The organism is Variovorax sp. SRS16 (assembly GCF_901827165.1).
Lineage (GTDB): Bacteria > Pseudomonadota > Gammaproteobacteria > Burkholderiales > Burkholderiaceae_C > Variovorax.
The window spans coordinates 175569-201491 of the sequence record NZ_LR594669.1 but is presented as its reverse complement, the minus strand read 5'-3'; the positions used below and the strand labels follow the sequence as shown (position 1 = coordinate 201491).

General features: G+C 66.3%; 23 protein-coding genes. 10 read left to right on the top strand and 13 right to left on the bottom strand.

Annotated features, from left to right (window positions below; genetic code table 11):
• Positions 1–10: 10 nt before the first annotated feature.
• The 10 genes from E5P2_RS35870 to E5P2_RS35825 all read right to left on the bottom strand — a co-directional run bounded on the left by E5P2_RS35870 (position 11) and on the right by E5P2_RS35825 (position 9112).
• Positions 11–976: an ABC transporter substrate-binding protein gene (locus E5P2_RS35870; RefSeq protein WP_162571825.1), complete on the bottom strand. Its 966-nt coding sequence runs from the start codon at positions 974–976 to the stop codon at positions 11–13.
• 12 nt (positions 977–988) lie between these two features.
• A complete protein-coding gene (locus tag E5P2_RS35865; RefSeq protein ID WP_162571824.1) occupies positions 989–2389 on the bottom strand; it encodes an amidase in 1401 nt (466 codons plus the stop codon).
• A gap of 7 nt (positions 2390–2396) precedes the next feature.
• Positions 2397–3434 (bottom strand): LLM class flavin-dependent oxidoreductase, encoded by a 1038-nt coding sequence (locus E5P2_RS35860; protein WP_162571823.1) that lies wholly within the window; start codon positions 3432–3434, stop codon positions 2397–2399.
• A 17-nt stretch (positions 3435–3451) separates the two neighbouring features.
• On the bottom strand, positions 3452–4240 hold the full coding sequence (locus E5P2_RS35855; protein WP_162571822.1) for an ABC transporter ATP-binding protein: 789 nt from the start codon (positions 4238–4240) through the stop codon (positions 3452–3454).
• A complete protein-coding gene (locus tag E5P2_RS35850) occupies positions 4237–5085 on the bottom strand; it encodes an ABC transporter permease (protein ID WP_232081070.1) in 849 nt (282 codons plus the stop codon). Before E5P2_RS35850 ends, E5P2_RS35855 begins: the two co-directional genes overlap by 4 nt.
• Positions 5085–5486 carry a RidA family protein gene (locus E5P2_RS35845; protein WP_162571820.1) on the bottom strand — a complete coding sequence of 134 codons (402 nt, stop codon included), beginning with the start codon at positions 5484–5486 and terminating at the stop codon, positions 5085–5087. Before E5P2_RS35845 ends, E5P2_RS35850 begins: the two co-directional genes overlap by 1 nt.
• Positions 5483–6715 carry an amidohydrolase gene (locus E5P2_RS35840; protein ID WP_162571819.1) on the bottom strand — a complete coding sequence of 411 codons (1233 nt, stop codon included), beginning with the start codon at positions 6713–6715 and terminating at the stop codon, positions 5483–5485. The genes E5P2_RS35845 and E5P2_RS35840 overlap by 4 nt, the downstream gene beginning before the upstream one ends.
• Positions 6712–7707 carry a flavin reductase gene (locus E5P2_RS35835; protein WP_232081044.1) on the bottom strand — a complete coding sequence of 332 codons (996 nt, stop codon included), beginning with the start codon at positions 7705–7707 and terminating at the stop codon, positions 6712–6714. Before E5P2_RS35835 ends, E5P2_RS35840 begins: the two co-directional genes overlap by 4 nt.
• 229 nt (positions 7708–7936) lie before the next feature.
• Positions 7937–8212 carry a hypothetical protein gene (locus E5P2_RS35830; protein WP_162571817.1) on the bottom strand — a complete coding sequence of 92 codons (276 nt, stop codon included), beginning with the start codon at positions 8210–8212 and terminating at the stop codon, positions 7937–7939.
• Between the two features lie 552 nt (positions 8213–8764).
• The gene (locus E5P2_RS35825) at positions 8765–9112 is read right to left on the bottom strand and encodes a hypothetical protein (RefSeq protein WP_162571816.1); all 348 of its coding nucleotides are present in this window, start codon (positions 9110–9112) and stop codon (positions 8765–8767) included.
• Positions 9113–9999: 887 nt separating this feature from the next.
• Between E5P2_RS35825 and E5P2_RS35820 the strand changes: the two genes are divergently transcribed.
• Together E5P2_RS35820 and E5P2_RS35815 are read left to right on the top strand one after the other, a co-directional pair.
• Positions 10000–12540 (top strand): beta-propeller fold lactonase family protein, encoded by a 2541-nt coding sequence (locus E5P2_RS35820; RefSeq protein WP_162571815.1) that lies wholly within the window; start codon positions 10000–10002, stop codon positions 12538–12540.
• Between the two features lie 70 nt (positions 12541–12610).
• Positions 12611–13765, top strand: a complete 1155-nt coding sequence (locus tag E5P2_RS35815) for an NAD(P)/FAD-dependent oxidoreductase (RefSeq protein WP_162571814.1) — start codon at positions 12611–12613, stop codon at positions 13763–13765.
• Positions 13766–13774: 9 nt separating this feature from the next.
• On the opposite strand, the gene E5P2_RS35810 is transcribed toward E5P2_RS35815, so the two are convergent.
• Positions 13775–14695, bottom strand: a complete 921-nt coding sequence (locus E5P2_RS35810; RefSeq protein ID WP_162571813.1) for a LysR family transcriptional regulator — start codon at positions 14693–14695, stop codon at positions 13775–13777.
• Positions 14696–14806: 111 nt separating this feature from the next.
• Between E5P2_RS35810 and speB the strand changes: the two genes are divergently transcribed.
• Genes speB through argH form a run of 5 tightly spaced genes read left to right on the top strand, consistent with a single transcriptional unit; the run spans position 14807 to position 19988 of the window.
• On the top strand, positions 14807–15787 hold the full coding sequence (speB, locus tag E5P2_RS35805; RefSeq protein WP_162571812.1) for an agmatinase: 981 nt from the start codon (positions 14807–14809) through the stop codon (positions 15785–15787).
• A gap of 30 nt (positions 15788–15817) precedes the next feature.
• Complete coding sequence (locus tag E5P2_RS35800; RefSeq protein WP_162571811.1) at positions 15818–16720, top strand: amino acid ABC transporter permease; 903 nt, start codon at positions 15818–15820, stop codon at positions 16718–16720.
• Positions 16717–17529: an amino acid ABC transporter ATP-binding protein gene (locus tag E5P2_RS35795; protein ID WP_162571810.1), complete on the top strand. Its 813-nt coding sequence runs from the start codon at positions 16717–16719 to the stop codon at positions 17527–17529. The genes E5P2_RS35800 and E5P2_RS35795 overlap by 4 nt, the downstream gene beginning before the upstream one ends.
• 7 nt (positions 17530–17536) lie before the next feature.
• Positions 17537–18457 (top strand): transporter substrate-binding domain-containing protein, encoded by a 921-nt coding sequence (locus E5P2_RS35790; protein WP_162571809.1) that lies wholly within the window; start codon positions 17537–17539, stop codon positions 18455–18457.
• Positions 18458–18479: 22 nt separating this feature from the next.
• A complete protein-coding gene (gene argH / locus E5P2_RS35785; RefSeq protein WP_162571808.1) occupies positions 18480–19988 on the top strand; it encodes an argininosuccinate lyase in 1509 nt (502 codons plus the stop codon).
• Between the two features lie 25 nt (positions 19989–20013).
• Here argH and E5P2_RS35780 read toward each other — a convergent pair whose 3' ends face one another.
• Positions 20014–20958 carry an aspartate/glutamate racemase family protein gene (locus E5P2_RS35780; RefSeq protein WP_162571807.1) on the bottom strand — a complete coding sequence of 315 codons (945 nt, stop codon included), beginning with the start codon at positions 20956–20958 and terminating at the stop codon, positions 20014–20016.
• Positions 20959–21075: 117 nt separating this feature from the next.
• On the opposite strand from E5P2_RS35780, the gene E5P2_RS35775 reads away from it, so the two are divergent.
• The 3 genes from E5P2_RS35775 to E5P2_RS35765 are packed head-to-tail and all read left to right on the top strand — an operon-like array spanning position 21076 to position 24426.
• On the top strand, positions 21076–22077 hold the full coding sequence (locus tag E5P2_RS35775; RefSeq protein ID WP_162571806.1) for a Bug family tripartite tricarboxylate transporter substrate binding protein: 1002 nt from the start codon (positions 21076–21078) through the stop codon (positions 22075–22077).
• A 19-nt stretch (positions 22078–22096) separates the two neighbouring features.
• Positions 22097–23068 carry a Bug family tripartite tricarboxylate transporter substrate binding protein gene (locus E5P2_RS35770; RefSeq protein ID WP_162571805.1) on the top strand — a complete coding sequence of 324 codons (972 nt, stop codon included), beginning with the start codon at positions 22097–22099 and terminating at the stop codon, positions 23066–23068.
• Positions 23065–24426: an MmgE/PrpD family protein gene (locus tag E5P2_RS35765; protein WP_162571804.1), complete on the top strand. Its 1362-nt coding sequence runs from the start codon at positions 23065–23067 to the stop codon at positions 24424–24426. Before E5P2_RS35770 ends, E5P2_RS35765 begins: the two co-directional genes overlap by 4 nt.
• On the opposite strand, the gene tcuA is transcribed toward E5P2_RS35765, so the two are convergent.
• Positions 24417–25922 (bottom strand): FAD-dependent tricarballylate dehydrogenase TcuA, encoded by a 1506-nt coding sequence (tcuA, locus tag E5P2_RS35760; RefSeq protein ID WP_232081043.1) that lies wholly within the window; start codon positions 25920–25922, stop codon positions 24417–24419. The genes E5P2_RS35765 and tcuA overlap by 10 nt on opposite strands.
• Position 25923: the final 1 nt, after the last annotated feature.

The following is a 25923-nucleotide window of genomic DNA, read 5'->3' as shown; positions in this document are numbered from 1 at the left end:
CGAGAACCGATCAGCTGCGATCGAGAAGCTTCGGCGGAACAACCGCGTTGGGCGGCATCGTCTTGAGGATATCGGCCTTGAGCAGTGCCTTGTCGGGCGCGTTGAGCAAGCGCACGGTAAGCTGGTAGCGACCGGTCTTCACTGCTTCGGCGAACGCACCCTTCTCCGCGCCGGTCATGGAGGCGAATTTCGCTTCGGCCGCAACCGGATCCTTCGTCACTTTGTCGGACATGGCCGCGAGGGCGTCCGCGGCTTTTTTCTGGACATCCGCGGTTATGGAGTTTTTCGATCCGATGACCTGGATGATGCTGGGCTCGCCCGCGGGACGGAGGTCTTCACTGGAGAGCGCGAGTTTCAGGGTGGGGTACGTCTGGCGCACACGAGTCGCGTCCGGCTCCCAACCCATCGCATAGTCAGCAGTCCCTGCCAGTACCTGCGTCACGCCCGCCATCAGGTTCGGCACGGGGATGAGTTCGTAGCCCGCGCCGGGAGCCAATCCCCACTTCGCCTTGATCTGTGCCTCCGTCAGCTTCCAAAGCCCTGCCACGACCGCCGTGACACGCTTGCCTCGCAAGTCCGCGGCCGACTCGATGCGCTTGCCCGCGCCGAAAATCTGTGCCGAGGAAATCGAATACGTGGCCATCAGGTGGATCGGCACGCCTTTCTCCACCAGCCCGACGAAACCCGCGGGACCGCCGATCAGGAAGTCGAACTCGCCCGCGGCGAAGGCGGTCCACACCGCGGTAACGCTGGGATAGGCCTTTGCCTCGACCTGCACACCGAACTGCTGCTGGAGAGCCTTGTCGTCGGTCAGCAAAGTTGGCACGATCGCGGAGCCGTCCTTTGCGATGACGCCCATGGTCACTCGCGGCAATGACTGCGCAAGAACAGGAGACGCGGCAGCCGCGGCGAAGCATGCGGCACCCAGAAGAATTGAGCGGCGGGCGATGAAAGTGCGAGTGTGGCGATGCCTCATGGTGACTCCGGGTTAAGGTTGCGGATGGGGTGACGAGAGAAGAAGCTGCTCCAGGAGATCAGCGATCTTGAGGCAGCACAGGTCTTGGTCCTTGCGGGTGACGATCTGCAGTCCGACAGGACGACCGTCCGGGGTCGTGCCGCAAGGAATCGATATCGCGGGCCATCCGAGGATGTTGAACAGGTACACGCTTTCCCAGCGTGACCCTGAGATCCCGAAGGCGGGCGCAGTGCCGCCGCCGATCGTGGGCAGTTGCCCGAGAGGCCAGGCTGCGCACGGCAAAGTCGGCGAAACAATGAACGAAACTCCGGCCATACGGCGCGTGAACTGGGTATGGAAGCGCGACCGCGCTTCGCGCGCAGCGAGAAAACGCTCGATGCTCACGGCCTGCCCGCGGCGGATGATGTCCTTGAGCGTCTCGTCGACCGCATCCGGGCGGCTCTCGAGGAACGAGCCAAGCTGTCGAGCGACGGGGGGGTGCCAGAGATCGCAGTACCAATCGTGCGTGGGTTCGAGGTCCAAGTGCCGCTCGTCGATGGCCAGGCCCTCACGCTGCAGAAGTTGGACAGCGCGACGGCAGCAACGGGCAACGTCCGGGTCGACAGCGTCCACTCCCAGTTGTTCGACATAGACGCCCGTCTGCCGGCGCACGTCTTGCTGGCCGTAGCCGAGCCAGTCCACGGGACTGGAATTGACAAGCGGATCGAAGTCGCTTGCGCCCGCGAGCGCAAGCATGCCGACAGCCGCGTCCTCCACGGTGCGCGCAAGGACGCCATGATGGGTTCGTGCCGCCCACAGGTCGCGATGCGGCCAGGCCGGAACGCGGCCGTAGCTGGGTTTGAAGCCTACGATGCCGCACACGCTGGCCGGAATGCGTACCGAGCCGGAGCCGTCCGTGCCATGCGCGAACGGCGACACCCCCGCCGCGACAGCGGCGGCGGCCCCGCTGCTCGAGCCTGCGGACGAATGAGTGGGTACGCGTGGGTTTCGTACGGAGGGCCCAAGCAGGTTGTCACTCGAATCGTTGTGTGCGAAAGCCGGGGTGTTGGTCTTCGCGAAAACAATCGCCCCGCTCTTTCTCGCGTTATCGACAACCGCGCAGTCCTGCGTGGGGACATGATCGCCAAAAAGCGGGCTGCCATATGTCGTCCTGAGGCCGGCCGTATCTTCGGTGTCCTTGAACGCGATAGGAATCCCGGCAAGAGGGGGCTGCGGCTTCGCGGAACCCATCTCCTGTTCGACGTGGCGCGCGCGTGCAAGTGCCGTGTCCGCGTCGATGGTGATGAACGCTGCGTAGTCTCGCTTCACCTCCTCGGCTCGATCCAGCGTCGCCTGCATCAACTCCACCGGAGACAGCCGGCGTGCGGCCATTTCCCGGAGCATGTCGCGCGCGCTGAGCGTTGTGAGATTCACGGTCGGCCTACTTGACGGCGGGGGCCACTTCCGTGCCCAGCAACCGGATGCATTCGAGCAGGTCTTCCTGCTTCGCGTAGTCAACGGTGATGTCCACGCGGTCCAGGCCAAGCTTCTTCATCCGCAGCAGGCGCTCGATGGCCTGGTCCGGCGTGCCGAAAACGCTCGGCATCCGCTCCACCACACTGTCGAAGTTGTCGAGCCATTGCTCGCCGTACGTCGGGTTCGGCTTTCCGGCACGCTCCGCGAAGATGCGCTTGTATTCGATGAAGCGATTCACGTACTTCACGACACCGTAGGCAACCTGGTCGCGAACGAAATCCATATGGCGTGCCACATGGCCATGCACCAGCAAGCTCGTGAACTTGAAAGGCTTGGCGCTGCCGACAGGCCTGCCCTTTTCCCAGGCAGCCTCGTAGGCGCGCAGCAGGCCGTCGGCTTCCTCCCAATCGGCGGCCACAGCGCCAGTCATGAAGCCGAGCTTGTGTGCGCCTGCATATTGGGCGCCATGGATGGAGGTCGCCGCGAATCCGATAGGCGGCGCTGGCTGCTGCACCGGACGGGGGCACAGTGCCACTTCGGGAATGTTGAAGAACTTCCCTTCATGGCTGAAACGCTCCTGGGTCCATGCCTTGAGGATGATCTCCAGCGACTCCTGAGTGCGAGCATCCGTATCGGTGACGGGCAACTTGTAGACGTCGGCGGTGAGCGGCGTGTTGCCCTTGCCGAAGCCGAAGTACAGCCTTCCCTTGCTGAGGATATCGACCGTGGCCCACTCCTCGGCTACGTTGAGGGGATGGTGAAACGGAAGGATGACGGCGCCAGGGGTGATCTGGATGCGGCTCGTCGCCTGCGCAATCGCGGACATGATGGCGATGATCCCGCCAGTGGAGTTGGTCGGGAACTTGAAGTGCTGCTCCGACACGCCGAAAGAGGCGAGCCCTACTTCATCAGCCATGCGAGCCAACTCGACGACTTGTGCCACGCGCTCTTGCGCATTCGCGTCCGTGCGGACGTAACCTTGGGTGAGGATGCCGATTTGCATGAATTTTTTTCCTGGTATTAAGCGATAAGGGAGGCTGTCGACGCGTGCGAGTCACTGCCGATCAGGGTGTGGATGCTCTGGCGGAACTCGAGAAATTCACCCGTACCCGGGGTGGGACACGCTGACGTCTGGAATTCCCGCAAGATGCGGGCGGGGCGCCCGAGCACGATGACGCGTTCGGCGAGGAGGAACGCCTCCTCGATGTTGTGCGTGACGATCAGCGCGGTCATGTTGGTGGAGCGGCACAGCTGCAGGAATTCGTCCCGCAACGAATCCGCGGTCACTTCATCAAGCGCTGAGAAACTCTCGTCCAGGAGCATCAGGTCTGGCTCGATGGCGAATGCGCGCGCGAGGGAGACCCGCTGCCGCATGCCGCCGGACAGCTGCGACGGATACAAGTGACCTGCGTGCCCGAGGTGGACCTGGTTGAGCCACTTCTCGGCAATCGTTCGCCGTCCTTCGGGCGGCTTGCCGAGGATCTCCAGGCCCACCACCACATTGCCGAGGGCTGTACGCCATGGCAGCAGCCGTGGTGCCTGGAATGCCATGCCGATGTGACCCTGCAGCAACTTGCGCTCGACGAAGGGGTCCATGCCGGAGACGCGCACCTGGCCTCGCGTGGCGCGCAGGTTGCCTACCAGCAAATTCATGAGGGTGGACTTGCCGGCACCGGTGCGGCCGAGGACCGCGACCCGTTCACCGCGATCGATGCTCAGGCTGAGGTTTTCGACCGCTGTGCGGCCGTTGAAGGAGACGGAGACATTGGTGAGGCCGACAACGCGATCGGCGGTAGGTGCGGTATTCATCGAACGGTCGCCTCCTTGCGCCAGCCGAGAAGCTTCGTCTCAGACCAGTCGATCAGAAGCACGATGATGAAGTTGACGGCGATCATGATGACTGTCCACGCGAAGATCATTGCCATCTGAAAATTGGTCTGGGCGTCGCTCATCTGGGAGCCGACGCCGGTGCTGGCACCGATCAGTTCGGCAAACACCAGGATGCGCAACACCAACGAAGAGACCGAACGCATCGACACCAGAAGATGCACCAGCGACTGGGGAACCAGCAGGATGTGGATGGTCTGCCAGCGGCTGGGCCTGAATTGGTCGATGGCCTCGACCACGTCGGCATCGATGTCGCGCACGCCTTCGTACACGCTGACGGCGTACAGCGGCACACCCACCATGAAGCAGATGAACCAGACGCGCGCTTCGACGTTCGACATCCACAGGATGGCGACCAGCACCCACGAGACGGCCGGCACTGCCTGCAGGATGGACAGCGCGGGATTCGCGAGCGCGCCCAATGTGTTGCGGAACGCACCCATCAACAGGCCCAGGAACCATCCGATAACTGTCGCCGTTGCGAGTGCGAACAAGAACCGCGCTGCTGTTATCAGGATGTGGGCGTACTGCTCAGTCACCGCGCGCACCAGCGCGCGCCAGATTTCGACGGACGAGGGGAACAGGAAGGGGGGCAGGCTGCGGTGACCGATCTCGATCAGCAGGATGAAGATCACGAACACGATGGCCGTTGCCCACATCTTGCGCCAGCCCGCTGACCATTCCTTGCGCGCGGGAGTGTCTTGCACGCAGTCCTGCGCCGTGCTCGCAGGTGGGATGGGTCCTTTGGATTCAATGCTCAAAGCCATCACCGTTCCTTGATCTTGCGCACCGCAATGGCGTCGATCTCGATGCAACAGCCCGGCGCAAGCGCCGATACTTCGACGGTCACGCGCGCGGGATACGCAGACGGGTCCGGAAAGAACTTCCGGTAGATTTCGTTGAAGCCGGCATAGTCGCGGCCTCGATCCGTCAGATAGCAGTTGGTCTTGACGACGTCCGCCATGCCGCAGCCGGCGGCTTCCAGGATGGCCTGGATCTGGCGCAGCACCGCCTCCGTCTGTGCATGAATGCCTTGCGCGGGCTTGCCGGTTTCCAGGTCGACGCCGAGCTGGCCCGAAACGAAGACCAGGCCGGGGACCGCGACACCTTGGGAGTGGGGAATATCCCCCCAATCGGTGGCGTGGGGTGTGGAGATGAGTTGTTTCATGACGTGGGTTGGAGCAGTGGTCGGGAAGTGACAGTGGCGGACGAATCCGAGGTCGACGCCGTGATGGGCATTTGCGTCTCCACCAGTCGGGTCCAGAAGGACACCCCGTAGGACAGGGCGCGGTCATTGAAGTCGTATGCGGGGTGGTGCAGTGGCGCGCTGTCGCCGTTGCCGATCCAGATGAGCGCCCCCGGCCGCACATTCAGCATGAAGGCAAAGTCCTCGCCCGCCAGCACTGGGGTGAACTCCGTATCGACGCATGCATCACCGACGATGCGCTTGGCGACCGCGGCGGCAACCGCGCTCGCCAAACGGTCGTTGACGAGGACGGGCTGGCTTCTCTGGTACGACAGCGTGGCCTTGCCGCCGTGCGCCTGCGCGATGCCGGCGACCAGCTCTCGCAGACGCTGCTCCACCCGAGTTCGCACTTGCTCGGACAAGGTACGGACCGTCCCTGACAGTCGCACCTTCGCGGGTATGACGCTGCGCGCCGTCCCCGTTTCGAAGGTGGTGATCGACACGGCGGCGCAGGCGAGGGGATCCACATTGCGCGCAACGATGCCTTGGGCAGCGGTGATGATGTGGGCGCCGATCAGCACCGGATCGACGCCGAGATGCGGGCTTGCCGCATGAACTCCCGCTCCTTCAATGTCGATGGTGGGGTAGTCCACCGCACCCATCATCGGTCCGGCGCGCAGGCCAAAATGCCCCACCGGCATTCCGGGGCAGTTATGCATCGCGTAGACCTGCTGGATGCCGAATCGCTCCATCAGGCCATCGTCGACCATGGCTTGCGCACCCGCTCCACCCTCCTCGGCGGGCTGAAAGATCAGCACTGCGGAACCGGCGAAGCGACGCGTGGCACACAGGGCCTTCGCCGCGCCCAGAAGCATGGACGTGTGGCCGTCATGCCCGCACGCATGCATGCGGCCGGCGCAGACGGACCGGTACGGGAGCCGACCCGTTTCTTCGATCGGCAACGCATCCATGTCGGCTCTGAGCCCAATCGTCGTCGGCCCGTCCTCTTGGCCGCGCACGACAGCCACTACGCCCGTGCCACCAATTCCGCCGACCACCTCGTCGCAGCCGAACCCGCGCAACAGGTCCATCACCTTCCCCGAAGTGCGGTGACAGTCGTAGAGGAGCTCCGGGTTCGCGTGCAGGTCGTGCCGCCATGACGCGACCTCCTCCAAGGCGAGGATCGACGGCTCGGCCGAGAGCGTGGTCATGCGCTGGCACCTTCCACGTTGCAGCACATGCTCTCGATCATCAGGCCGAGCACATGCTTCAGGCGCCGACCCTCCGTGGCGGTCATCTTTCCCAGCAGTTCTCCCTCCGCCGTCCGCGCGAGTGCGCTGAGTTCTCGCACGCTGCAGCGCGAAATGTCGGTGAGCTTGAGGCACGTTGCGGGTCCGACAGGACACTCAGCCTCGACCAAGCCTCGCTGAACCAGGTTGCGAATGCACTCTGGATTGCAACGTTCGCCCGTGAAAGAGATCGCCTCCGCAAGCTCCGAAACCGTTTGGCCTTCGTCCATGGCCAGTATCTGGAGGATGTAGGCGTCCGACTCGCTCCAGCCCAATCCCACGCGCCGTTCATAGTGGCGGCGGCGGAATTGCATGAACGCTCGCCAGATCAGATAGCTCAGGTCAGTGGTGACCAGGCATCCCTCGCGGTTGCCGGGCGGCAGAGGACTGGGCATTGCTGCCACTTCGGTGTAGCCCCCGCCATGGAAGACGAGCGGTTGCGCTGCGTCCGCCTGAAAGCGCAGGACCTCTCCCACGAAGATCAGATGATCCCCGCCTTCGTACTGGTGTGCCACTCGACATTCGAAACGCGCCGCACTGTGGTCCAGCACGGGCACGCCTTCGAGGTTTCGCTGGATGGGGACGCCTGCGAATCGGTCGATTCCGCGGCTCGCGAAGCGTGTGGACAGATGCTCCTGGTCCGCGGCGAGGACGTGCACAACAAAGTGCTCGCCCTGCCGGAACGCTTCGAGCGCGGAAGAGGACTTGGCCAAGCTCCACAAGATGAGCGGAGGGCTCAAAGAGACCGATGTGAAGCTATTGACCGTCACCCCGACATCGACCTTCTCAGGACTTTGGGTGGTCACCACGCAGACACCCGTCGCGAAGCAGGCGAGTGCAGAACGAAGTGCCTTCGAGTCAAGAATCCCCGTGTCGCTGCGGGTTGGCGCTGTGCGTTCTGCGGTTTGCATCATCTGATATTTCAGTTAATCTATATTAGAAATTGTAGTTTTCAATAAAACAGCGTCAAGCGCATTTCACCTAGGGTTTGCACTTATTTGAGCGCTCTATGCATCAACGAGTGGCCGCAGGACGCCGGCCGCAGAACCGGTGCGTTCGCCCCGGCTCTGTCGTCGTCCTTGACGTCCCCAGCCGCGTTTGCAGCGGCTGATGCGGACGCCAGTGGCGTCCAATGCAGTTCTCTTATCTCTGCAGGAATCGCGCGAACCGCTCCATGGCCGCGGTGCCCTGCGCCGACGCATACCATTCGGGCGAGGTGAGAAGCTGCTTGGACAGGTTCTGGGGCGCGGTCGGGAGCTTCGCCATGCGGGCAGGCGTGATCGCGCCGGTATTGAGCGCTTTCAGGTTCGTTGGCCCGTACTCGATGATCTTCGCGGACCGGGCCTGGGCTTGCGGATCGAGCGCCGCGTTGATCAACTGCATCGCCGATGTGGCATTCGGTGCGCCCTTGGGGCCCATGAGGCACTCGATTGTTGGCTCAATTTGACGAGAAGCTCGTGTTTCCGGATGTGCAATGGCCCTTGAGCACATAGTGGATCGGGTCGACCACCCACTCCATGCAGATGCCGCGTCCATCTCCAAGGTTGTCAATGCATGAGTGGGTGCAAAGTGCCTGCCAATACGAGTCCGCCTCGATGGCCAGGCGTCAACCCCTGTCGTAAGCCGCCTGAGCGAAATACCGCCTGAACAATCCGCAGTGCAAACCCGGAACCAATCCACTGAACTGGGCCAAGGGCCTGGAGTTGCTGTGTCCCAAGAAGATCTACTGACGCGCTCGATTTGGATCTGGCCCAATTCGTATTGGCGGCCTTCGCAGAGCGCTTGGCTGACAGCGCACAAGTTCGGCTTCCTGAACGGCATCTACGGAAGAGTCCTCGGCCGCGTCTTGGCGAGCATCGACCCAAGCAGTGAGCAACTACCCAAGAGTTCACCTGCGCGGCTCTTCAACCGCATCGCCGAGAAACGACGGTACGGGAAAAGGTCCGACGGGCGACACGATGTGCTGCGGGCTCATACGCAGGACGAACTCTTCGGCGCGCCGTATGTCTGGATGGGTGGTTTCATTCGAGCATCCATCAGATCGAAGGACTTAGAACGTGCCAGCTTCACGGCGTCGAGTTCGTTTCGTCCCGTCCGGGCTGTGGAAAGAAGATCTTTCTGGACGGCAGACCTGAGTACCTGCGGCGTCCGCTTTGCTGCCATATGCGCGCGACCCTTCGCGGGACGCGAGCCGCTGTTTTGCGAGCTCTTTGCGGATGAGGAGGAGGGGACCTCGAGATCGGCGGCTCGCATCCAGAATGAGATCGCGATGATTTGTCGATCAAGGTCAGTGTCCGGCGTGGATTCGAACGCAGCCATTCCCAATGGTCGACGCGGTTTACCTTGAAGTCCTGTTGGATGGGACGCCTGTGCGGCAGCGCCTCGAACTGACGCGATCGCTACAGGTCCAGGTGCATGAGACGCCCTTGCGGCGCCTTCAACGAGCGATCTTGGAGTCTGACTTGGCTGCAACCATTGTTTGGCTTCGCTCTATGGGGCGGGTCATCTCGAACGATGAGTGAAAGGTCACTGCGGACACCGGGTGGCCGCAACTCCTTGATATCGATCGCGGTTTGTCGAACCTTGCTGGGCTGATGATGGCCGACGACATTGTCTTGAACGCCGCGCGCCGGATCTCGATTCGTTCGTTGTGCTTCCTTCCAGAAGCCTTGCGCGGACATGGCGCGCGCGCCCCCGATCGGCTGACTGAGGTGTGCACGGCGCAGTTCCTGCCGATTCTGGAGGCGGCCCCTGGATGGATGACGGGGATGGGGCTGGAGGAACTGCAACCTCGCTACCTACAGAGGTGTCGAGCGCAATCCTCTTAACAATTTGACATAAGATAGATTGTATTTTCAATGAAACGAACCCCAGGCATCACTCCAACTCGATGCCCGCCTGCTGGATCAGATCGCCCCATTTGCGCAACCCGCTCTGGCGAAGCCCGCGAGCTTGGCGGCCATTCCACCGCCCGATCCGGCGCGCGTCGCGTCGGAGCCACGCAGCATGACTACTTAGTTATTCATTGCCGTCGACTGCTTCTGCTTGAAGTCCTGCGAACTCCCAACAAATTCACGCTGGCCGCGTGCAGCTTTTTTGACATTTGAAAATGGAGCGCATGCTCCGGCTGCGCAATGTGGTCGATGCTACCCGCAGGGAGGAACGGCCGAGCGGCACCTCATTCCCCAGTCTCTTTCCTCTTCCTCATGCACCCACGCAAACTCCTGGGCCTCGCGGCCGGTACCTTGTTGACGCTAACGCTGGCCGCCTGCGGAGGAGGAGGCGGCGGCGCGTCGTTCCCGCTGATCGCGCCCGCGGCACCGAGCACACCCGCGCCGACCTACAAGATCAGCGGCACCGCAGCCTATGGCCATCCCGTGGCCGGACAAACGGTCCAGGTGCAGGACGCGACCGGCAAGGTCTGCGCGTCGACCACCACAGCCAGCGACGGCAGCTATTCCATGGACACCACAGCCTGTGCGGCCGGGTCCGCCGCGGTCTTTCTGGCGGGCTACACCACGCCCGCCGGCGCGCCGCTGGAAGCCGTGGCCATTCCGCCGCAGGGTACGCCGGTCATCGATGGCGTGGTCAACGTCGACCCGCTGACCACCATGCTCGCCTATGCGGCCGCAGGCCTCGTGCTCGACACTTCGGCGCCGGCCGACAACGCCCACGTGCTCGCGCTGCTGTCGAAGGTCAGCGCCGCGCAATACCAGCAGGCCAGGACCTCGCTGCTGATCGCGCCGCTGTTGCAGGTGCTGCAGTCCACCTATGGTGTCAGCACGAATGGCTTCGATCCGACCACCTCGACCTTCGCCGCGGACGGCCAGGGCCTGGACGCCTTCTTCGATGCCTACCTGTTCACGGCGACCCCGACCAGCGTGCAGCTTCAGGCGCCGGGATCGATCGGCCCGCTGGTGCTGGTCACGTTGCCGACGACGGCAGGCGGCGGCTCTGCCGTGACCTCGACCACGGCCTACAACATCGGCGGCACGGTCTCGGGACTCTCGCCGGGCGATTCGGTCACGCTGCTGCTCAACGGCGGCCATGCCTTCGCCACCAACGCCAACGGCAACTTCACCTTCCCGACGCCGGTCGCCAGCAACTACAGCGTCACCGTGGGCACTCAGCCTGCGGGCAAGACCTGCACGGTGTCCAACGGCACGGGCGCCGGCATCACGGCCAGCGTCTCGAACATCGGCGTCACCTGTTCCGCCATCACCTACACGGTCGGCGGCACGGTCGCCGGGCTGACCGGCACGCTCACGCTGCAGAACAACGGCGCTGACACGAAGACCGTCAGCGCCAATGGTGCCTTCACCTTCGCCACGCCGGTGGCCTGGCACGGCAGCAGCAACGTCACTGTCAACACGCAGCCCGCGGGCCAGACCTGCACGGTCACGAACGGCACGCAGTCCAATCTGGCGGCCAACGTCACCAACGTCAATGTCACCTGCTCGACCAACACCTACACCATCGGCGGGACGGTCAGCGGCCTGACCGGCACGCTTGCGCTGCAGAACAACGGCGCCGATACGCTCGTCGTCCACGCCAACGGGAGCTTCACCTTCGCAACGCCGGTCGCCTGGTCCAGCACCTACAACGTCACCGTGAACACGCAGCCCGCCGGGCAGACCTGCACGGTGACCAACGGCTCGGGTGCCAACGTGGCGGTCAATGTCACCAATGTCGGCGTCACGTGCGTGATCACGCCGCAACCGGTCTTCGTCTATGTGCCGGACTATGGCAACAACAGGGTCCTGGGCTATCGCGTCGATACGGTCACCGGTGCGCACACCACCATTCCGGGAAGCCCGTTCGCTGCCGGCACTGACGACCGCTGGGTCTCGACCGTGACCACGCCGGGCGGCACCTTCCTCTATGCCACGAACCAGGCCACCAACAACATCTCGGGCTATCGCGTCGACATGACGACCGGCGCCCTCACGCAGCTGTCGGGAAGTCCGTTCACGGGCGGCGCGCAGCCGGGTTCCATCACGATCAATCCGGCAGGAACGTTCGCCTATGTGGCCAACAGACAGGGCGGTAACGTCTCGGGTTACAGCATCGACCAGAGCACGGGCGCGCTCACCGAGATCGTGGGCAGTCCGTTCACCGCGGGCGTGATTCCGATCCGCATCGCCATCAATTCGGCTGGCACCTTCGCCTACGTTGCGAACCAGAACGGCGGCAATGTCTCGGGCTACAGCATCGACCAGAGCACGGGCGCGCTCACCGAGATCGTGGGCAGTCCGTTCGCCACCAACGGCAGCCCCTACTCCGTCGCGGTCAATCCGGCCGGCACATTCGCCTATGTGGCGAACAACGAAGCCAGCGTCTCGGGTTTCAACATCGATCCCGCCACCGGCGCGCTCACGGCCATGGGCGGCAGTCCCTTTACGGGCGCATACGCTGGCTGGGGATGGCAGGCGATCGCGGTCAATCCCGCCGGTACCTTTGCCTATGCGAGCACCGGCAACGGCGGTCCGGTGCTGGTCTTCAGCATCGATCCCGGCACGGGCGCGCTCACCAATGTGCTGGCCGATTCGTACCTGAACGGCTCCGGCCCGTACTACACCACATTCGATGCGACGGGCAGCCTGGCCTATGTGGGGAACTACATCGGCATCACCGTTGCACTGGCCCACGTCGACCCGCTGACGGGCGCGCTCACCAGCCTCCCCGGAAGCCCGTTCAACGTTGGCGCACGGCCCTACAACCTGGCCGTCGTGAAGCCCTCGCCCTGATGCGAAAGCGCCGCATGGCTTCTGATCCAATACCGATCGCGAAGAAGGCTTCGCTGCATCGAAGGAGTCCATGGCCGAGCGCATCCACACCATCGTCATCGGGGCTGGCATCGTCGGCCTCGCGATCGCACGCCGGCTCGCGCCGCAGGCCGGCGAGCTGCTGATCCTGGAGCGCGCCGATGCCATCGGCACCGGCACCTCGTCGCGCAACAGCGAGGTGATCCATGCCGGCATGTACTACGCGCCGGGCACGCTCAAGGCACGCAGCTGCGTCGCGGGACGGCGCATGCTGTACGACTACTGCCGCACGCACGGCGTCGAGCATCGCCGCGTCGGCAAGCTGATCGTGGCGACCGAGCCGGCGCACGTCGATGCGCTCGGGGCGATCGCCGAGCGCGCCGTCGCCAACGGACTCACCGCGCCCGACGAAGCGCTGCAATGGCTGGCCGCCGACGCAGCGCACGCGCTCGAGCCCGAACTGCGCTGCCTCGCGGCGCTGTGGTCGCCGGCCACCGGCATCATCGACACGCATGCGCTCATGCTCGCCTGTCTGGGCGATGCGGAGCGCGACGGCGCGGTGCTGTCGACCGGCACCGCCTTCGTCGGTGCCAGCCGCGATGGCGATGGCTGGCGGGTGCGCACACGCGGCGCCGACGGCGAGTTCGAACTGGCTTGCACGCACCTCGTCAATGCCGCCGGACTGCAGGCGCAGCACGTGGCGGCCGGCATCGAGGAACTGGACGCGCGCCACGTGCCGCCCGCGCTCTGGCTCAAGGGCAATTACTTCACCGTCGCCGGGCGACGGCCGCCCTTTCGCCATCTGATCTATCCGGTGCCCTCGGGCGGCGGCCTCGGCGTCCACCTGACGCTCGACATGGGCGGCCAGGCACGCTTCGGTCCCGACACCGAATCCGTCGATCCGGACGCAGCGATCCATGACGCGCCCGACTACCGCGTCGATCCGCGGCGCGCCGATGTCTTCTACGAAGCCATCCGAAGCTACTGGCCTGCCCTGCCCGATGGCGCGCTGCAGCCGGCCTACTCGGGCATGCGTCCCAAGCTCGCGCGCGGCGGTGCGGGGCTCGATGCCAACGACTTCGAGATCAGCGGTCCCGAGCGGCATGGCCTGCCAGGGCTGGTCCAGCTGTTCGGCATCGAGAGCCCGGGCATCACCGCCTCGCTCGCGCTGGCCGAGCAGGTGGCACGGATGCTGCGGCCGGACTGAGGCCGCTTTTCAGAGCTTGCCAGCTGTCCTCTTGCGCTGCTGGCTCGCGGACACCAGGTGGTCCAGAAAGCCCTGGACTGCGCGAGCCGGTTGCGGACTGTGGCGCCGGATGGCCTTGAATTCGAGATGCGTGCGCAGGCGATGCGGATTGATGCGCTTGAGCAGGCCGCTCTGCTCCCACGGATGCGCATAGTGCGCCGGCAGGAAGCCCAGGTAGTTGCCCGACAGGATCAGCAATGCGCGGCCCTCGACGTTGTCGACCGAGGCAGCCGCTTCGGCGATCTGCAGCAGCGTCAGCTCCTGGCCGCCGAGATAGGTGCGCGCCGCCAGCTTGGAGCGGCTGATCTCCTCGAGCTGGCGCGGGCCCGGCGGGCAGGAGTAGACCGGGTGCGGCGAGGCGCAGTACAGCAGCTGCTCCTCGCGGTAGAGGGTCTTGTAGTCGAGGCCCGCGACGCGATCGGGAAAGGGTCCGAGCGCGAGATGCAGGCTGCCGTCGAGCACGCGTTGCTCCATGCCCGCGGGTGTGTCCATCACGATCTGCAGATGAACGTCGGGCGCCACGCGCACGAAGCTGCGGATCGCTGGCAACAGCGGCGACTGGTCGTCGGTCAGCGTGGCCTCGATCACGCCGAAGCGCAAGGCCCCGCGCAGTTGCTTGCTGAGCGCACCCGATTCGAGCGAGAAGGTGTCGACCGCGCCCAGCAGCCGTTGCGCGGCCTCGTGCAGATGGGCGCCGTCCTCGGTCAGCCGGAAGCCGGCGCGGCCGCGCTCGCACAGCCGCACGCCCATGCGCGTCTCGAGCTGCGACATGTACTCGCTGATGCGCGACCCGCCGAGATTCAGGGCCGACTGGGCGGCCGCGTAGCCGCCGCAGCGCACGACGGTGTCGAACACGCGCAGCAGCTTGAGGTCGGCGTCCTGGACTTGCATGGGGCGTTTCGAATACTTCCGGATTTCCGGAAATGAAGATCTCGAACTTGGGATTTTACCGGAGCAAGCTTGTGCCCAGAATTCGGCCATTCAACGTCCCGAAAGAAGCCCGTGAGCCACGTCCCCGACAAGAACCGCTATGACCAGGGCCGCCTGGACCTGCCCTTCGTGGGCATCTGCACCTTCGGCAAATCGCCGCTGTGCCTGGATTGGGACGCCATCGACGCCGACGTCGCCGTGATGGGCGCGCCCTTCGATTGCGGCACCCAGTGGCGCGCCGGCGCGCGCTTCGGCCCGCGCTCGATCCGCGAGGCCTCGACGCTGTTCGCCTTCGGCCACGGCGGGGCCTACGACTTCGAGGACGACGTGCTCTACATGCCGGCCGACGAAGTGCGCATGGTCGACATCGGCGATGCCGACATGGTCCACACCGACACCGAGAAGTGCCACGCGAACATCGAGTACGGCGTGCGCAAGATGCTGGCCGCGGGCGCACTGCCGGTGGTGATGGGCGGTGACCATTCCATCAACATTCCCTGCATCGCGGCCTTCGAGGGGCAGGCGCCCTTCCACGTGGTCCACATCGACGCACACCTGGACTTCGTCGACGAGCGCCACGGCGTTCGCCACGGGCACGGCAATCCGCTGCGGCGCGCGGCCGAGAAGGCGGTGGTCTCGGGCATGACGCAGATCGGCATCCGCAACGTCTCGTCGACCGCGCGCGAAGGCTACGAAGAGGCGCGGCGCATGGGCTCCGACATCATCTCGGTGCGCCAGCTGCGCCGGCTCGGCGTCCAGGGCGTGCTCGACCGCATTCCGAAGGGCGTGCGCTACTACCTCACCATCGACATCGACGGCTTCGATCCCTCGATCGCGCCCGGCACCGGCACGCCGAGCCACGGCGGCCTGACTTACTACGAAGGGCTGGAGATCTTCGCCGGCCTGGCGCAGCAGGGCGAGGTGGTCGGCATCGACCTGGTCGAGGTCGCGCCCGACTACGACCACTCGGGCTCGACGGCGATCCTGGCGGCGCAGCTGCTGCTCAACACCATCGGCCGCGTGATGCACCAGCGCAAGATCAAGCGGGCCTGACGACCCACCGCAGACAAGGAGACAAAACCCATGGACAAAGATCCTCGCGCCGCGCAAGCCCTGCCCTCCCTGGCCGGCATTCCGCGCGTGCCCCTGCGGCATCCCGGCCGCTGGATTTCCGGCGTGCTGTCGGCGGCGGTGCTGGTGTTCCTCGTGCACGCGTTCGCGACCAGCAAGATCGAATGGGATTACGTGCGGCGCTTCCTCACGGCGCCGGCCATCCTGCACGGCGTGCTCAACACGCTGATCCTCACGGTCTGCGCGATGGCGCTGGGCATCGCGCTCGGGCTGCTGGTCGCGCTGATGCGGCTGTCGTCCAGCCCGGTGTCGCGCTTCGTCGCCTCGGGCTACATCTGGTTCTTCCGCGGCACGCCGATCTACCTGCAGCTTTTGCTGTGGTTCAACCTGGCGCTGGTGTTCCAGACCATCGGCCTGCCCGGCGTCTGGCAGATCGGCACCGTGACGCTGATGACGCCCTTTCTCGCGGCCCTGCTCGGACTCGGCGTCTGCCAGGGCGCCTACACCGCGGAGGTGATCCGCGCCGGCATCCTGTCGATCGACGCCGGCCAGTACGAAGCCGCGCAGGCGCTGGGCATGCGCCGCACGCAGGTGATGCGCAAGATCGTGCTGCCGCAGACGCTGCGGGTCATCATGCCGACCCTCGGCAACGAGGTGATCAGCATGCTCAAGACCACCTCGCTGGCGGCCGCGATCGACTACCAGGAAGTGATCCATTCGGCCTCGCTCATCTACTACGTCAACAACCGCGTGATCGAGCTGCTGTGCATCTGCGCGATCTACTACCTGGTGACGGTCACCGTGCTGAGCTATCTGCAGCGCAAGCTGGAACAGCGCCTGGCGCGCTCGCTGAACCGCGTCAACCCGGCACGCGCCGGCACCGCCGCACCCGTCATCGTGGAGGTGACCGCATGAACCCGATCGCCGTGGCGCGCGACGTCTGGAAATCCTTCGGCGATGTCCAGGTGCTGCGCGGCGTCTCCCTCGAAATGCAGGCCGGCGAGGTGTTCGGCATCGTCGGTCCCTCGGGCAGCGGCAAGAGCACCTTCCTGCGCTGCTTCAACCAGCTCGAGACCATCGACCGCGGCGAGCTCTTCGTCAACGGCGAAGTGGTGGGCTATGCATTGCGCGACGGCAAGCTGTACCAGCACGGTGACCGCAAGATCGCCGCGCAGCGCAGCCAGGTCGGCATGGTGTTCCAGAAGTTCAACCTGTTCCCGCACATGACCGTGCTCGAGAACGTGGCCAGCGGCCCGGTGATCGTCAAGGGCACCGAGCGCTCGAAAGCCGAGGCGCAGGCGCGCCGGCTGCTCGATCGCGTCGGCCTCGCGAGCTTCTGCGATCGCTATCCCTCGCAGCTTTCCGGTGGCCAGCAGCAGCGCGTGGCCATCGCCCGCGCGATCGCGATGGAACCCACGATGCTGCTGCTCGACGAACCCACCTCGGCGCTCGACTCCGAACTGGTCGGCGAAGTGCTGGCCGTGATGAAGGACCTGGCCGCCGAGGGGCGCACCATGATCCTGGTCACCCACGAACTGGCCTTCGCGCGCGAGGTCTGCGACCGCGTGGCCTTCATGGAAGACGGCTGCGTCGTCGAGTGCGGGCCGCCGGAACAGCTGTTCGGCAATCCGCAGCAAAGCCGCACCCGCGAGTTCCTGCAGCGGCTGCATCGGCCCGCGGCCGCGACGTCACCTGTCATTCCCACCGCATCCCTTTCCCACTGAGGTCATCATGAAAAACATCATCGCGCTCCCATGCCGCCAGCTGCTGGCCCTCGCACTCGGGCTGTCGACAGCCGTCGCCGTCTACGCCGCCGACCCGGCGCCTGCGGCCGCGAACAGCGCCGGCGCGCTCGCCACGCTGGCCTCGCGCGTGCCGGAGAAGTTCCGCCAGGCCGGCAAGATCGTGGTCGGCACCAGCCCGACCTACATCCCGCTCGAGTTCAAGGACCCGGAAACGCAAAAGCTCATGGGCCTGGACATCGACCTGGTCGAAGAGATCGGCAAGCGCCTCGGCCTGAAGGTCGAATGGCAATCGCAATCGCTGGACCAGATCATCAATTCGATCGACACCGGCCGCATCGACATCGGCGCCTCGGTCATCGCCGACATCGCGGCACGCCGCGACAAGACCGACTTCGTCGACTACTTCGCGACCGGCACGCAGCTGTTCGCGTTTGCCGACCGCGCGAAGGATTTGAAGACGGTCGAGGACGTGTGCGGCAAGACCGTGGCCGTCAACCGCAACGGCATCTTCTTCATCCGCCTGAAGGAAGTGAACCAGAGCGTGTGCGTCGGCAAGGGCCGGCCCGAGATGCAGTTCTCGCTCACCGACAAGACGGCCGACGCGCGCATGAACCTGATGCAGGGCCGCGCCGTGGCCGCCGCGGCGAGCGTGGATTCGGTGCGCTTCCTCAACGAGGATCCGAAGTCGCCGGACAAGGGCAAGTTCGTTTTGATCGGCAAGCCGGCCACCGTCGATCTCGCGGGCCTGGCCTTCGCCAAGTCGAACGCGGCACTGCGCGACGTGGTCGCCGAGGCGCTGGCTTCGATGATCAGGGACGGCAGCTACGCGAAGATCTTCAGTGCCTGGAACCTCGGCTACGCCAAGGTCGATCAGGTGACCATCAACACCCAGCCGCGCCAGCCCTGAGCGCGGCGCGAGGACCCACCCGATGAAGCAACCCGACACCGGCTACCGCGGCTTTCGTTCCGCCGGCACCCGCCTGACCGAGGAGCCGCTCGCGCACCTCGACTTCCACCGTTCGAGCCTGCTGGGCGAATCGGTGCATGCGATCCACGCCTTCGACAAGGCGCATGCCGTGATGCTCACCGAGACCGGCATCATCCCGCGCGACATCGGTGCCGCGCTGCTCGGCGGCCTGCTGACGATGGAAGAAGAAGGCGTGGCAGAAGCCCGCAACCGCGTCGACGGCGGGATGCACTCGGGCGAGCACTACCTGATCGGCACGCTCGGCGACGACGTCGGCGGCTACCTGCACATCGGCCGCAGCTCGGGCGACCTGGCCGAGGTCGCGCGGCGCCTCACTGTCCGCAACCACGTGCACCGGCTGATGGCCGCGCTCTGCGAGGTGCGGCAGGCGTTGATCGAACTCGCCGGGCGCCATCGCGACACCGTGATGCCCGGCTACACCCACGGCCAGCATGCGCAGCCGACCACCTTCGCGCACTGGCTCACGATGTTCGAGGCGGTGTTCGCGCGCGACACGGCCCGGCTGATGTCCTTCCACCTGCGGCTCAACAGCTCGCCGGCGGGCGCGGCGATCCTCACCGGCAGCGACTTCCCGATCGACCGCCATCGCGTCAGCCAGCTGCTGGGCTTCGACCAGCCTCTGCCGCACACGATGGATGCGATCCTGAGCCAGGACATCCTGATGGAGTACGTGGGCGTGCTCGCGACGCTGGCGCAGGGGCTGGCGCGGATGGCCGAGGACCTGTTCCTGTGGTCGACCACCGAGTTCGCGATGGTCGAGCTGCCCGACCGCTACTGCGGCACCAGCAGCATCATGCCGCAGAAGAAAAATCCCGACGGCCTCGAAGACATGAAATCGATCTCGGCACGCGCGATGGGTGCGGTGACCACGGTCATGGTGGCCGAGCGCGGACCGACCGGCTTCCCGATCATGGAGCGCCGCAGCAGCCAGGCCATCCTCTGGGAACTGGGGCGCGACCTTGCCGTGCGGCTGGAGACACTGGGGCCGCTCCTGCGCGACCTCAAGGTGCACGACGACCGCATGCTCGAACTCGCCGGCGCCAACTGGGCGCAGGTGACGGACCTGGCCGGCGCGCTGGTGCGCGACACCCACATCCCTTGGCGCACCGCGCATCAGATCGTCGCCGTGTTCGTGCGCCAGGCCAAGGAGGCCGGCATCGCGCCCGCCAAGGCGACCAGCCGCCAGCTCGACGCGGCCGCGAAGACGCTCGGCCATGCGGCGCCCGGCCTTTCGGCCGCCGCGTTCGCTGCCGCGATGAACCCGGCGACCTTCGTCAAGCGCCGCGTGCTCTACGGCGGCCCGGCGCCGAGCGCGGTGGCGAGCGAACTGGTGCAGCTCGCGAAGAGCCTCGAAGCCGATCAAGGGCGCGTGGACGCGATGGCCGGCCAGGCCGAGGATGCGCGGCAGATGCTGGAACAGACCGTGCGATCCTTTGCCGTGACGGCCTGAGACGCCGCGGCCAGCGCTTTTTCCTTCAGCGGGCGGACGAAGCGGGCGGCTGCGCAGCCGGCGCGACCGGCCCGCCCGAGAAATCGCCCTCCTTGCGGTCGAGTACCCCCAGCACTTGCCGATGGTGCGCCAGCATGGCCTCGGTCGGCTTCGCATAGAGCAGCGCGCGGCTCGTGTCCAGGCAGCGGCTCGCGCGGGCGCGCGCCAGGAAGGCTGCATGCTGGAACAGCACGCCGAGCGAATCCAGCACCACCGCGCCCTGCACTTCCAGCATGCGGTGCCGCACCAGGAATTCGTTGAGCACGCCGTCGCCGGGGATGATGACTTCGGCGCCCAGCCGAAGCGCTTCGCGGCATGAAGCAGCGAAGCTCTGCCGGATGGTCTCGGTGGCCGCACTGCCCTCCTCCAGATCGAAGAGGCGCACCGCGGGCTCCATGGCGACCACGCCGGCCAGGCGGCTCGTGAGGCCGTAGGCCTGCGCCAGATCCTCGGTCAGCATCTTCTGAAAAGCGGTCAGCGAAATGACGGCGAACTTGCGGCCCAGCGAACAGGCCGTGAGCATGCAGCTCTCGGTGAGGCTGACGACCGGGATGTCCACCAGCGAACGCGCCGCATGCAGCGCCGGGTCGAAGAAGCAGCCGAGCGCGAAGGCGTCGTAGCCCGCCTGCTCGGCCGCCAGCGCGGCCTCGCACACCTGCGGGTCGTTGAAGAGGCGAAGCCCGGCGCGGCTGTTGACTTCCATCGGCGCGATGCCGGGCGGGTAGGTGCCGGGGCGCAGGCCATGCACGACGACCGTCGCGTCCTCGCCCATCACGGCGCGCCCATGCGCCTGAAGGGTTTCGCGGTAGAGCGGAAAGGCGTCGAGGTCGGTGAAGCTTTGATGCCAGATTTTCAGGATGTCCTCCGGTGGCGCGGCGAAGCGAAGCAGCGCCTGCGATCGTAGGCCGCGTGCCAGGGCGCGCAGATTCATGAAATACGAAAAGTGCCTTCGCCGCCGGAGCGTCCGGTGCCGCGATGCGCTCTTTAGACTGCCGGATGCTGCAAGGCGCGCTGTCGCGTGCCACGACATTCTTCGGAGACAAAGTTCATGCCCAGGTCCTCGCGCGCGGTCCATCTTCTCACCCGCCGGCTGGCGTTCGCGGCGCTGGCCGGCTGTTCGCTGCTCGCAGCCGGCCTCAGCGCGGCGCAGGACTATCCGGCCAACCGGCCGATCCGCCTCATCGTCGGCTATCCGCCGGGCGGCTCGAACGACATCGTCGCGCGCATCATCGCGCCGGCGCTCGGCGAGGCGCTCGGCACGGCGGTGGTGGTCGAGAACAAGGCTGGCGTGAGCGGCGTGATCGGTGCCGACTACGTCGCCAAGGCGACGCCCGACGGCTACGTGCTGCTCGCGGCCAGCGCCAGTCCGCTGGTGATCACGCCGCACACGCTGGCGAAGGTGCCCTTCAACACGCTCACCGACCTCATCGCCATCAATACCGTGGGCCTGACGCCCGAGGCGATCGCGGTCGGGCCGCAGGTCGGCGTCAGCGACCTCAAGGGCCTGCTGGCGCTGGCGCGCACGCGCCAGGTCAACCTCGCGTCGTCGGGCACCGGCGGCCTGCCGCACCTGACCATCGAGCTGCTGATCAAGGCCGCCAACGGCAACATCGTGCACGTGCCCTACAAGGGCGCCGGGCCGGCCGCGGCGGACGCGGTGGCCGGCCACGTCGACGGCATCGTGATGGACGTGCCGCCGCTCTATCCGCTGTTCCAGGGCGGCCGGCTCAAGCCGCTCGCGGTCACCAGCAGCAAGCGCGTCGAGTTCCTGCCGGACGTGCCGACGGCACAGGAAGTGCTGCCGGGCTTCGACGTCAGCAACTGGGTCGGCGTGTTCGCGCCGGCGAAGACGCCGAAGGCCGTCATCGACAAACTCAATGCCGCGCTCGAGAAGGCCGTGGCCCAGCCCAACGTGCGGCAGCAACTGCTGAAGGTTGCCGTCGTGCCCTCGTCCATGGCCTCGCCGGCCGCCTTCCAGACATTCGTCGGCCAGGAGTACGAGCGCTGGGGCAAATTGGTGAAGGAAAAAGGCATCACCACCGCCGACTGATCGAACGACAAGCCAAGCCATGACCTTCTTCTCTCCCCGCCGTGCATTCCTTCTCGCCGCCCTGACGATGGCCTCGGCCACTGCTTGGTCGCAGGCCTATCCCACGCGTCCGATCCGCCTGGTGGTCGGCTACCCGGCCGGCGGCGCCTCCGACGTCGCGGCCCGCATCGTCGCCCAGAAGATCGGCGAGCGCATGGGCCAGGCCGTGGTGGTCGAGAACCGCCCGGGCAGCGCCGGCAACATCGGCGCCGATGTCGTCGCCAAGGCCGCGCCGGACGGCTACACGCTGCTGCTCGGCACCATCTCGCTGTCGGTCAATCCGAGCCTCTATCCGAAGATGAGCTACGACCCGGTGAAGGACCTGACGGCGATCTCGATGATCTCGTCGACGGCCTTCCTGCTGGTCACGAATCCGAATGCGCCCTACCCCACGACGAAGGCGCTGCTCGATGCCGCGCGCGCCAGGCCCGGCAGCATCAACTACGCCACGGCCGGCAATGGCTCGGGCTCGCACCTGTTCACCGAGCTCTTGGCCAGCACCGCGGGCATCAAGCTGACGCACGTGCCGTACAAGGGCGCGGCGCCGGCGATGAACGACGTGCTCGGCAACCAGGTATCGCTGACCTTCGACAACATCATCACCACGCTGCCGCTGGTGAAGGCGGGCAAGCTCAGGGCGCTGGCGGTCAGCACGAAGAAGCGCTCGCGCGTCGCACCCGACATTCCGACGCTCGACGAAAGCGGCGTGCCCGGCTTCGATGCCACCGCATGGTTCGGCCTGTTCGCGCCGGCCGGCACGCCCAGGGACATCATCGCCCGCCTCAACCACGAGGTGGTCGAGGCGGTGAAGGATCCGGTGGTCAGCGCGCGGCTGCTCGAACTGGGTGCCGAGCCGAGCACCGGCACGCCCGAGGCCTTCGAAAGCTTCTACAAGGGCGAGGTCGCCAAGTGGCGCAAGGTCGTGCAGTCGGCCGGGATCCACGTCGATTGAGCACGCCATCCCTCGGCCGTGAGCTGGTGCGGCTGCTGCTGCGGCGGCAACGCGAAGGCTTGCCGCCTTCCATCCTCGCCAAGGCGCGGCTGCACATCGCCGACGCGGTCGGCATGGGCCTGGCCGCGCACGGCACGCCGCTGGCCGCGCAGGTGCTGGAGGCGATGGCGGCCGGCGTCGACGGCGGCGCCTGCCGCGTGCTCGGCACTGCGCGCCGCATGCCGCCAGCGCAGGCCGCGTTCGCCAACGCGGCGCTGATGCACATCCTCGACTTCGACGACATCCACGATCGCGCGCGCCTGCATCCGACCACGGTCACGCTGGCCGCGGCGCTCGCGACCGCCTCGATGTGCGATGCATCGGGTCAGCGTGTGGTCGAAGCGGTCGCGCTCGGCGACGAGCTGATGTGCCGGCTCGGCGTCATGGTGTCGCCATCGGGCGAGGGACCGGGCTCCGACTGGTTCCTGACGCAGCTCTTCGGCTATCTCGGTGCGGCGCTCGCGGCCGGCATCGTGCGCGGCGACGGCGAGGACGCCATCGTCGCGTCGCTCGGCCTCGCCTACATGCAGGCGGCGGGCGGCAAGCAGGCGGGTTTCGGCACCGGCTCCACCGCGCGGGCGATCTATCCCGCGTTCGCCGCGATGGGCGGCGTGCAGGCCGGTCTGATCTGCGCGGCCGGCATCGACGGACCGGAGTTGTCTCTCGATGGCGCGGCCGGGCTGTTCCGAATCTATCTCGGCAGCGCGCCGACCGCTGCGCAGCGTGCGTTGCTGCTCGATCCCGATGCATGGCATTTCGAGCAGGTCGAGATCAAGCCCTGGCCGAGTTGCAGGTTGTCGCATCCCTACGTGGCCGCGGCGCTGGCCTTGCGCGAACGGATGGCGGACGCGGGCCTGGCGCTCGACAGGGCGGGCCGCATCGAGGTCGGCGTCAACGCATCGGCGGCCAGGCTGTGCCGGCCGATCGACGACCGGCGACGGCCGGCCACGCTGCAGGACGCCAAATACAGCATTCCGTGGATGGTCGCCTTCACGCTCTCGCGCGGCACGGTCGACCTGGCGACGCTGAACGATCGCGCGCTTGCAGCCCGGGACATCCACGCGCTCGCCGACCGCGTCGAGATCGTCGAGAACCTGCCCGACAACCCGGGCCATCCGCCGGCCGAGATCCGCATGCGCGTCGACGGCCGCGTGCTGCAGAGTCCACCAGCGCATTCCTTCGGCGCATCGCCCGAACAGGCGCGCCGCAAGTTCGACGGCTGCCTTGCCGAAGCGGGGCGCGCGGCAGAGGCACCCGTGCTCTGGCAACGCCTGCTCACGCTCGACGCCGAGGCTGGCGTCGATTTCGTCTACGCCTGAGCGACACGAGCGCTGCGCGCATGCAGTGCCGCGGCCTTGCCCGCGACGCGGCCGAACACCGAGCCCGAGGTCAGTCCCGCGCCGCCCGGGTACTTCGTGTAGTACAGGCCGCCCACCAGCTCGCCGGCGGCGTACAGCCCGGGCATCGCCTCGCCTTCGACCGACTGCACCTGCGCCTCGGTGTCGATCGCGAGGCCGGCGTAGGTGCAGGTGATGCCGGTCGTCACCTCGTAGGCCACGAAGGGCCCTTGCGACAGCGCCACCGACCAGTTGCTCTTGTCGATCGCCAGGCCGCGCGTGCAGCGCCCGTCCTTGACGGCGGGATTGAAAGCCTTGCTGTCGTCGATCGCCGCGTTGTAGTCGGCGATGGTGCGCAAAAGGCGTGCGCGGTCCACGCCTTCGAGCCTGGCCACCAGTGCCTCGAGGGTGTCGCCGTGGATGCGGCTCGCATGCTTCACGCGGTATTCCTGCGGCAGCATGCCCACGGTCTGCGCATCGAAGATCTGCCAGCCGCGGCCGCCCGGCTGGCGCAGCAGCTCGGCGCCCATGCGCGAGTAGGTGTAGTTGCGGAAGTCCTCGCCCTCGTCGATGAAGCGCTCGCCGCGCGTGTTGACCACGATGCCGAGCGTGAAGTAGTTCTTCTGCTGGTCGAGCAGCGCGATGTCGCCGAACTGCGGCGCATTGGCGTCGTAGAACACGCCGTGGCAGCCCGACCAGTGGCCATGCGCGCGCGCGCCGTGGGCCATCGCGATGCGGATGGCGTCGCCGGTGTTGTAGCGCGAGCCGCGCACCTTTGCCAAGTCCCAGCCGTTGCCGAGATAGCTCGCGCGCCACGCCGCGTTGGCATGGAAGCCGCCCGCACCCAGCACCACCGCGCCGGCGCGCAGCGGCCGCGGCAGGCCGCGATGCATGGCGAGCACGCCGGTGACGACGCCGTCCTCCACCCGCAGATCCTCGATGCGGTGCTCGTAGTCGATGCGCACGCCCAGGCGCTCGGCGCGCGCGAACAGCGATTCGACCAGTCCGAAGCCGCCGCCGGCGGCCTCGATGGTCAGGCCGCCCCAGAAGATCTGCCGGCCGTCGACCTTGTAGGTCTGGCGGCCATAGCTCGGCAGGAAGCGCACGCCGTGCGAGCGCATCCACTGCAGCGTCTCGAAGCTGCGCTCGACCATCAACTCGACGAGCGGCAAGTCGGCGCGAAAGCTGCTCATCTCCATCAGCTCGTCGAGAAAGCGATCGCGCGCATAGCTGCCGAAATCGGTGTTCGCGAGATCGCTGGCCGAGAGGTCGGGCACCAGCGCGTGAATGTCGGCCGCGCCGTCGTAGGCGACGCGGAAGGCGCCGCCCGAGAAGGCCGAGTTGCCGCCGCGCTTGTCCGCCGGCGCGCGCTCGAGCACGCGCACGCGGGCGCCGTTCTCGGCTGCCGAGATCGCGGCGCACAGTGCGGCATTGCCGGCGCCGACGACGATGACGTCGACGGCCTCGTCGTTGTCCATG

Bases quoted from the DNA above. Each gene is read 5' to 3' on its own strand.
- E5P2_RS35780 (WP_162571807.1), bottom strand. From the start codon at position 20,958: ATGAATCTGCGCGCCCTGGCACGCGGCCTACGATCGCAGGCGCTGCTT.
- E5P2_RS35835 (WP_232081044.1), bottom strand. From the start codon at position 7,707: ATGATGCAAACCGCAGAACGCACAGCGCCAACCCGCAGCGACACGGGG.
- E5P2_RS35815 (WP_162571814.1), top strand. From the start codon at position 12,611: ATGGCCGAGCGCATCCACACCATCGTCATCGGGGCTGGCATCGTCGGC.
- E5P2_RS35850 (WP_232081070.1), bottom strand. From the start codon at position 5,085: ATGGCTTTGAGCATTGAATCCAAAGGACCCATCCCACCTGCGAGCACG.
- E5P2_RS35830 (WP_162571817.1), bottom strand. From the start codon at position 8,212: ATGGGCCCCAAGGGCGCACCGAATGCCACATCGGCGATGCAGTTGATC.
- E5P2_RS35775 (WP_162571806.1), top strand. From the start codon at position 21,076: ATGCCCAGGTCCTCGCGCGCGGTCCATCTTCTCACCCGCCGGCTGGCG.
- E5P2_RS35860 (WP_162571823.1), bottom strand. From the start codon at position 3,434: ATGCAAATCGGCATCCTCACCCAAGGTTACGTCCGCACGGACGCGAAT.
- E5P2_RS35855 (WP_162571822.1), bottom strand. From the start codon at position 4,240: ATGAATACCGCACCTACCGCCGATCGCGTTGTCGGCCTCACCAATGTC.
- argH (WP_162571808.1), top strand. From the start codon at position 18,480: ATGAAGCAACCCGACACCGGCTACCGCGGCTTTCGTTCCGCCGGCACC.
- tcuA (WP_232081043.1), bottom strand. From the start codon at position 25,922: ATGGACAACGACGAGGCCGTCGACGTCATCGTCGTCGGCGCCGGCAAT.
- E5P2_RS35800 (WP_162571811.1), top strand. From the start codon at position 15,818: ATGGACAAAGATCCTCGCGCCGCGCAAGCCCTGCCCTCCCTGGCCGGC.
- E5P2_RS35825 (WP_162571816.1), bottom strand. From the start codon at position 9,112: ATGGCTGCGTTCGAATCCACGCCGGACACTGACCTTGATCGACAAATC.
- E5P2_RS35810 (WP_162571813.1), bottom strand. From the start codon at position 14,695: ATGCAAGTCCAGGACGCCGACCTCAAGCTGCTGCGCGTGTTCGACACC.
- E5P2_RS35840 (WP_162571819.1), bottom strand. From the start codon at position 6,715: ATGACCACGCTCTCGGCCGAGCCGTCGATCCTCGCCTTGGAGGAGGTC.
- E5P2_RS35845 (WP_162571820.1), bottom strand. From the start codon at position 5,486: ATGAAACAACTCATCTCCACACCCCACGCCACCGATTGGGGGGATATT.
- E5P2_RS35820 (WP_162571815.1), top strand. From the start codon at position 10,000: ATGCACCCACGCAAACTCCTGGGCCTCGCGGCCGGTACCTTGTTGACG.
- E5P2_RS35795 (WP_162571810.1), top strand. From the start codon at position 16,717: ATGAACCCGATCGCCGTGGCGCGCGACGTCTGGAAATCCTTCGGCGAT.
- E5P2_RS35770 (WP_162571805.1), top strand. From the start codon at position 22,097: ATGACCTTCTTCTCTCCCCGCCGTGCATTCCTTCTCGCCGCCCTGACG.
- E5P2_RS35870 (WP_162571825.1), bottom strand. From the start codon at position 976: ATGAGGCATCGCCACACTCGCACTTTCATCGCCCGCCGCTCAATTCTT.
- E5P2_RS35790 (WP_162571809.1), top strand. From the start codon at position 17,537: ATGAAAAACATCATCGCGCTCCCATGCCGCCAGCTGCTGGCCCTCGCA.